The organism is Fundidesulfovibrio sp. (assembly GCF_058402725.1).
On record NZ_JBZVFJ010000165.1, the window covers coordinates 1 to 6,664 of the forward strand.

The following is a 6,664-nucleotide window of genomic DNA, read 5'->3' on the forward strand; positions in this document are numbered from 1 at the left end:
CATCCTGCACGGACACCCGCGCTTCGCGGTGATCCTCTCCATGGACTGCCCCAAGCCGGACTGCCCCGCGCGCGGCCGCTGCCACGTGGAGTGCTCCGAGGCCCGCTTCGTGGCGGACGTGCCCGTGGTGCCGGGCGAGGTGGGCACGGGGCCGAAGGGGCTGGTGAACACCCTGCCCCCGGCCATGAAGGGCCGCCGGGGCGTGATCGTCCACGGGCACGGTCTCTTCGCCGTGGGCGGCGAGGACTTCCGCGCGCCCTTCGCCACGCTCCTGGATGTGGAGAATTTCTGCCGGGAGGAATACTTCCGGCGCGTGGAGGCCCTGGGGGGGCTAGGCCCCGCCCTGCCCGTCCCGGCCCTCGCCCGGCTGGGCCTTGTCCCTTCTGCCCACGGCCCAGCGCACCTGGCGGCACACGCCCATGAGCAGGTTGAACTCCGCGCGCTTCAGGCGGATGCGCTCCACGAAGGAGCGCACGGGGAGCATCCAGTAGTCGGGGTTGTCGGCCTTGAGGAAGTCCACGGCCAGGAGCGTCTCGCGCAGGGCCGCGAAAAGGGACTCGCGCTCGTCGAAGGTGGCCTGGCGCGATCCGGGCTCGGACGCCGCCGGGGCAGGCGCGGCACGGGAGGCCTTGAGGAACTCGTAGAGCACCAGGAGCGCCGCCTGGGCCAGGTTGAGCGAGGTGGCCTCGGCGTCGGTGGGGATGGTCACCAGGCGGGAGCAGACCTTGGTCTCGTCGTTGGTCAGGCCCTTGTCCTCGGGGCCGAAGAGCAGGGCCACGCGCCCACCCTGGCGCAGGGTCTCCACGCCCCGGCGCGCGGCCGTCTCGGCCGTGAGCACGCCCTTGCGCCAGCCTCCGGTGCGGGCCGTTGTTCCGTAGACGGCCTCGTAGGGGGCCAGCGCCTGGGCCAGGTCCGGGACCACGCGCACGGTCTCCAGGATTTCCTGCCCCTTGGCCGTGGCCAGGGCGCGCGCGCGGCCCGGGTCGAAGTCCTGGGGGTCCACCAGCACCAGATCCCGGCAGCCCATGTTGGCCATGGCCCGCGCGGCGCTCCCCACGTTCTCGGAAAATTTCGGGCGAAACAGCACCACTCCAAGGTTGTTCAGCATAGGTCCTCCCGGCGCCGGACCTTTAGCCCCGCGCGGCTTGGCATGCAAGGGCGGCGGTGTTATACGATGGAGAGGGAGGAGCGCATGGCCGTTTCCGAAGACAAGAACATCTATCTCGTTGGTCCGCGAGCCTGCGGCAAGACCACCGTGGGCCGGATGCTGGCCCAGGCCCTGGGCCGCCCCTTCGTGGACCTGGACGACGAATTCGTGGAGACCACCGGACGCACCATCGCCGACGTGGTGGAATCCGAGGGCTGGGACAGTTTCCGGGAGCTGGAGACCACCGTGCTGGCCGCCGTGGCCGCGACGCCCGGCCACGTGGTGGCCACGGGCGGCGGGGCCACGCTCAAGGCGCGCAACCGGGATATCCTGGCCGAAGGCGTGGTGGTCTACCTCCAGGCCGACCCCGAGAAGGTGGTCGAACGCCTCATGGCGGAACTCAAACCCGCCCAGCGCCCCGCCCTGACCGACCTCAACCTCGAGGACGAAGTGCGCAAGACCGTGCGCGAGCGCGAACCCTACTACCTGGCCTGCGCCCACCTGGTGGCCCCGGACCGCCCGCTGGAGGAGCTTGCCGAAAGGCTCGCCCGGGAACTGGCCGCCTGGCCCCACTAGCGGCGCACTTTTGAAAAACATGCGGTTGTTTTTCAAAATGAAAGTCCCTGGTTTCGGCTGCTTGTCTTGACAATCCGCAGGGACGGATTTCGAGGACGCAACACGCGACGCGCATCCGCAAGCGAACCGGCCCGGTGTGGGCCGGAGCCCATAAACCCCCGGCCCAGGCCGGGAGGAGGCCTGCCATGAAAGTGCTCGCTTGCCTCGATCGTTCCGACCAGGCCCCCAGGGTGCTCGAAAACGCCCTGGAACTGGCCACGTGGCAGAAGGCAGAACTGGTCTTCGTCACGGTGGTGGAGGATTTCATCGACTTCGGGGAGGGCATCTCCACGGACTTCCAGGACACGTTGCGCGTCGAGGGCCGGAAGGTCCTGGATCAGGCCCTGGCCAGGGCCAAGGACGCAGGGGTGGCGGCGCGCGCCGTGATGGAAGAAGGCCCGTCGGCGGCCGACGCGATCCTCGAGTTGGCCGAGGTGGAGCGCCCGGACGTGATCGTCATGGGCAGCCGGGCCAAGTCCGGCCTGGACCGTTTCCTGATCGGCAGCGTGGCCAGCAAGGTGGTGACCCACGCCTACTGCTCGGTGCTGGTGCTGCGATGGGGCGAACCGCCCAAGCGCAGCCGGCCCGCCCCCTCCGAGGACGGCTTCCCGGCCTGACCCCTCGCGGAGCTTCCGACTGATCCTCTCTTGAAACCGGCCCCCGCCCCGCCAGGACGGGGGCTGCCGCATTTCACGGGGCCTTGGGCTCGATGACGAAGAACGAGCCCGAGGCCTTGGCCGCCAGGCGACCGGCCGCGTCGCGCACCTGGGCCTCCACGCTCACGATGCGCCGCCCCGCGTGGACCAGTTCGGCCGTGGCCGTAAGCGCGCCCTCCTGCACGGGGCGGAAGTAGCGCACGCTCATCTCCACGGTGGCGGTGCGCCGTCCCGGCTCCAGGTTCGCCAACACCACGTGGGCCATGGCCTCGTCGGCCAGCGCGGCCAGGAGCCCTCCGGCCATCACGCCGCCGCCCTGCACGAACTCGGGCCGGAAGGGCAGTTCCAGCACGGCGCGTTCGCGCTCCAGCGCCACGGGCTTCACGCCCAGGAAGGCGAAGAGGGGGTTGACCGTCTGGCCGGGCCTGCGCACGTCTTCAAGGTAGCTTCGGGGCATGGGGATGGGTCCGTCGGGCGGCCGGGCGAAGCGCCCGGCGCGGGGTCAGTCGTTGCGGAAATCGTCGCCGGAGTGAGGCCGCACGGGCAGGATGAAATAGAAGTTGTTGCCCTGGGGCGTGGGCTCGTAGCCGGACTCGCCGCCGTGCAGGGCCACCACCTCGCGGATGAAGTAGAGGCCGTGGCCCGTGCCGTGCTCGCCCTGGGAGTTCTCGCCCCGGAAGCCCTCGGAAAAGAGCTGGCCGGCCTGGACGGGGACGATGGGCTGGCCCGAGCTGAACACGTTGAACTTGATGCCGTCGTGCCCAGGGGCGAAATGGTTCTTGAGCACCTGCCAGCCGTAGGACATGAACTTGCGCTTGCGCCCGGAGCCGTCGTCCACCTCGCGGGTGTACTTGACCACGTTGGAGAAGAGGTTGGCGTACACCTGGGAGATGAGCCCCATGTCGGCCACCACCTCGATCTCCTGATCGGGCACGCCGCCCATGGAGGTGTCGATCTCGATGCCGCGCTCCTCCAGGCGGGCGCGGTAGCGCTCCACCTGGGGGTCGATCACCTGGCTCTTGAAGTTGCACTTGCGCTTTTCCAGCACATAGCGCCCGGCCTCGAAGTGGCTGGAGCGCAGAAGCGTCTCCAGGAAGAGGCTCGTGTTCTGGTAGTGGCTGAAGATCTCTTTGTACTGGTTGAGTATGGCATTGTAGAAATATTCGACATCCTGCTCCAGGCGCGAAAAATCGAGTGCAAGGCCCTTGTCCAGTTTGAGGCATTCCTCCATGAGCCCGTGGAATTTCTCCTGGTAGGAGCGGATGAGGCCGATGCGCGCCTCCAGTCGTTTGTAGAAAAGCTTGAAGAACATGTTGGGCACGATGACGTTGTGTCCTATGTCCTTCACGAGGTTGCGGATGAACTGGACGTGTTCCTTGTTCTTCAAGCTGATGAAGCGGTTGTGCAACTGGAAGCCGATGCGGTTGGCGTAACGCCCCCAGAAGAGACGGTCGTGCTCGGTGAGCGTGTCCGCAGGGAAGATCTCCAACATGCCGATGGAGTCGCCCTGGGGCTTGAACGGGAGCTGGGAGAGCAGTTCCCGGTTGCCCTTGATGGGAATGCGCAGGTGCCCTTCCTTCACCACGGGCTCCTGGGCGAAACGGATCTCGCCGTCATGGGCAGGGCAGTGGGTGGCGCAGCAGCTCAGCACGTCGTTCTGGCCGTCGATGACGTAGAGGGTGCATTCCAGGTTGAAGAGCGTCTTGGGGATCATGACGCAGAGGGCGTACACGTCCTCGACCTTGGTGAACTCCTGGGCCAGGTCGAAGAAGATGTTCAGGGCCACGCTCTGGAGCTGCGTGAAATTGTAGGCTTTGTAGTTGTCGAGCTTGTCGACGATGCGCCGGGACACGATGTCCAGCCGCGCCAGGTGCTGTTCCTGGGCGTAGCCCGGTCCACCCGGTACGGGCGGGCAGTCGGAAGGGTCCATGGCCGGCTCCTGGCGTGTGCTGGTTCAACCGTTCTGCACAGCATTACACGCCGGAAGCCGCGAACACAAGAAGAAGCCGGGACAATCGGGCGTCGCGCCGCACGGGGTCTTTCAGAGCGTGAGGGTGATCACCGTCTCGCCCGGGGTGAAGCCCTTGAGTTCGCGCAGCATTCCCGCGAGGCCGGAGCGCAGCATGCGCGCCACGAAGGGGTTGAGCCCCAGGGGCACGCCGTTCATGGTCACCGTAATCTCTCCTCCCTGGGCCGTGCAGTCCCCCGGCGCGGCCCGGCCCGCCACGATCTCCACGGCCAGCTCGCGGCAAGAGGCCCGGCCGCAGCCGCCGCAGTCCAGCCCGGGCAGCAGGAAGCCGCGCTCGGTCGCCAGACGGGCGAGCTTTGCGACGTCCCGTTCGGCGGGCACGCCGTCCACGCCCTCGGGACCGTACACGGCCAGGGCTAGGCCGCCCTCCCCCGCGCCCAGTCGCCGCGCCTGGGCCTGGTCGGCCGCGATGACGATGCGCGGCATCACGCCCAGCTCCTTGCCGCCCTCCACCACCACGGTCCGGCTGCCCAGGAGCGCCAGCATGTCGCGCAGGTGCTTCTTCTCCCGCCAGAACACCGCGGACTCGGCCTCGCCGATGGCGGCCGAAGCCACGGCCCGGGCGAGGAGTTTGGCCGTGTCGGTGCCCTGCTTGTCCAGGCCCGCCTGATGGGTGAACTTGAGCGCCGCCGGGGCCAGCCCCATGGCCGAGAGTTCTTCCAGCAGCCCGGCCGCCAGGGTGGTTTTGCCCGTGTCCTTGAAGCCGACGACGTTCACCGCGCGCATGCCGTGTTCTCCGTGGTTGCAGGTTGCAGCCCTTCGAGGGGGGCCAGACGGTACACCTGGTCGCAGCAGGCGTCCAGCCATTCGCCGTCGTGGCTCACCACCACGGCGGTCAGCCCCCGGCGTTCGCGGGCGGCGATCAGGGCCCGGGACACCAGCAGGGAACTCTCGGGGTCCAGGCTTGCGGTGGGTTCGTCGAGCAGGAGCACGCTGGGCGACAGCGACAGGCGCGAGGCCAGGGCCACCCGGCGCGCCTCGCCCCCGGAGAGCTCCCACCACCAGCGGCGCAGGTAGCGCGCGGGATCGAGCCCCACCAGATCCAGGGCCTGGGAGGCCGCATCGCCCACGGACACGCCCCGGGCCTTGAGCCCGTAGACCACGTTGTCCTCCACGCGACGGCGCAGGAGGGCAGGGTCCTGGGGCATGAGCACGGCGGCCCGGCGCAGGGCCACGTCGCCCACGCGTCCGGGTCGTCCCAGGAAGAGCACCCGCCCCTCGTCGGGCGTCAGGAGAAAGGCCAGAATGGAAAGCAGCGTGCTTTTGCCCGCTCCGTTGGGTCCCCGGATGCCCACGATGCGCCCGGCCTCCACGGTGAAGGCGTCGCAGCGCAGGGCAGGCCGCCCCGCGAAGGCGTGGCGCAGGCCCGAAACCTCGTAGACCAGGCTCACCGCGCCCCTCCCCGACGCTTGAGCAGCGCCAGCAACCCGTTGACCGCCATGGAAATGGCCAGGAGCACCATGCCCAGGGCGATGCCCTGGGCGAACTCGCCCTTGCCCGTCTCCAGGGCGATGGCCGTGGTGATGGTGCGCGTGTGCCACTTGATGTTGCCGCCCACCATCATGGCGATGCCCACCTCCGAGACAACGCGCCCGAAGGCGGCCACCACACCGGCCATTACGCCGTGGCGGGCCTCCCAGAGGATGCCCAGGAGCAGCTGGCGGTTGTCCGCGCCCAGGGTGCGCAGGGTCAGGCGCAGGCGGGCGTCCATCTGCTCCACGGCCGATGCCGTGAGGCTCACGAGCATGGGCAGGGCCAGCAGGGCCAGGCCCAGGGCCATGCCCGGCACGGTGAAGAGCAGACCCATCTCTCCGAAGGGACCGCGCCGCGAGAGCAGCGCGTACACCAGAAGCCCGATGACCACCGTGGGAAAGGCCATGAAGGCGTCGGATAGGGTGCGCAGGGCGCGCTTGCCGGGAAACCGGAAATAGCCCAGGCAGAATCCGGCGGGCAGCCCCAGGGCCAGGGCCGCCGCCATGGCCAGGGCCGTGGCCCCCAGGGTGGTGGTCACGGCGGAGAAGGTCTCGGGATCGCCCGAGGCGAGCAGTTCGCCCGCCCGGGCGATTCCGTCGAGAAGATAGCTCATGGATGCGGGCTCCGGGGAGGAGTGCCTCCGCCACTCCAAAAAGTCCCCCTGCTTTTCTGGGTTTGGGGAAAAAAACCGCCTCCCCACCACCCCCCCACCCACCCACACCCCCCCTCCCCCCCCAACCCCCC

At 68.8% G+C, this 6,664-nt stretch carries 8 protein-coding genes and 1 pseudogene; 3 read left to right on the forward strand and 6 right to left on the reverse strand.

Translation table 11 applies throughout. From position 1 onward, the window contains the following. Positions 1 to 40: 40 nt before the first annotated feature. A pseudogene (locus tag ACV4UX_RS16210) lies at positions 41 to 235 on the forward strand (class II aldolase/adducin family protein); the annotation flags it as partial. Positions 236 to 331: 96 nt separating this feature from the next. On the opposite strand, the gene ACV4UX_RS16215 reads toward ACV4UX_RS16210, so the two are convergent. Then, a complete protein-coding gene (locus ACV4UX_RS16215; RefSeq protein WP_491594322.1) occupies positions 332 to 1,108 on the reverse strand; it encodes an RNA methyltransferase in 777 nt (258 codons plus the stop codon). Positions 1,109 to 1,192: 84 nt separating this feature from the next. Between ACV4UX_RS16215 and aroL the strand changes: the two genes are divergently transcribed. Together aroL and ACV4UX_RS16225 are read left to right on the forward strand one after the other, a co-directional pair. Then, on the forward strand, positions 1,193 to 1,723 hold the full coding sequence (gene aroL, locus ACV4UX_RS16220) for a shikimate kinase AroL (RefSeq protein WP_491594329.1): 531 nt from the start codon (positions 1,193 to 1,195) through the stop codon (positions 1,721 to 1,723). Positions 1,724 to 1,908: 185 nt separating this feature from the next. Further along, the gene (locus ACV4UX_RS16225) at positions 1,909 to 2,379 is read left to right on the forward strand and encodes a universal stress protein (protein ID WP_491594323.1); all 471 of its coding nucleotides are present in this window, start codon (positions 1,909 to 1,911) and stop codon (positions 2,377 to 2,379) included. A gap of 73 nt (positions 2,380 to 2,452) precedes the next feature. Here the strand turns inward: ACV4UX_RS16225 and ACV4UX_RS16230 are convergent, their stop codons facing one another. The 5 genes from ACV4UX_RS16230 to ACV4UX_RS16250 form a co-directional block, all read right to left on the reverse strand. Further along, on the reverse strand, positions 2,453 to 2,875 hold the full coding sequence (locus ACV4UX_RS16230) for a PaaI family thioesterase (protein WP_491594324.1): 423 nt from the start codon (positions 2,873 to 2,875) through the stop codon (positions 2,453 to 2,455). Positions 2,876 to 2,920: 45 nt separating this feature from the next. After that, a complete protein-coding gene (locus tag ACV4UX_RS16235; protein WP_491594325.1) occupies positions 2,921 to 4,348 on the reverse strand; it encodes a sensor histidine kinase in 1,428 nt (475 codons plus the stop codon). Positions 4,349 to 4,459: 111 nt separating this feature from the next. Next, entirely contained in the window at positions 4,460 to 5,173 is a 714-nt protein-coding gene (locus ACV4UX_RS16240; RefSeq protein ID WP_491594326.1) for a molybdopterin-guanine dinucleotide biosynthesis protein MobB, read from the reverse strand. Further along, entirely contained in the window at positions 5,161 to 5,838 is a 678-nt protein-coding gene (locus tag ACV4UX_RS16245) for an ATP-binding cassette domain-containing protein (RefSeq protein WP_491594327.1), read from the reverse strand. The genes ACV4UX_RS16240 and ACV4UX_RS16245 overlap by 13 nt, the downstream gene beginning before the upstream one ends. After that, positions 5,835 to 6,533 (reverse strand): ABC transporter permease, encoded by a 699-nt coding sequence (locus tag ACV4UX_RS16250; RefSeq protein ID WP_491594328.1) that lies wholly within the window; start codon positions 6,531 to 6,533, stop codon positions 5,835 to 5,837. The genes ACV4UX_RS16245 and ACV4UX_RS16250 overlap by 4 nt, the downstream gene beginning before the upstream one ends. Between the last annotated feature and the right edge of the window lie 131 nt (positions 6,534 to 6,664).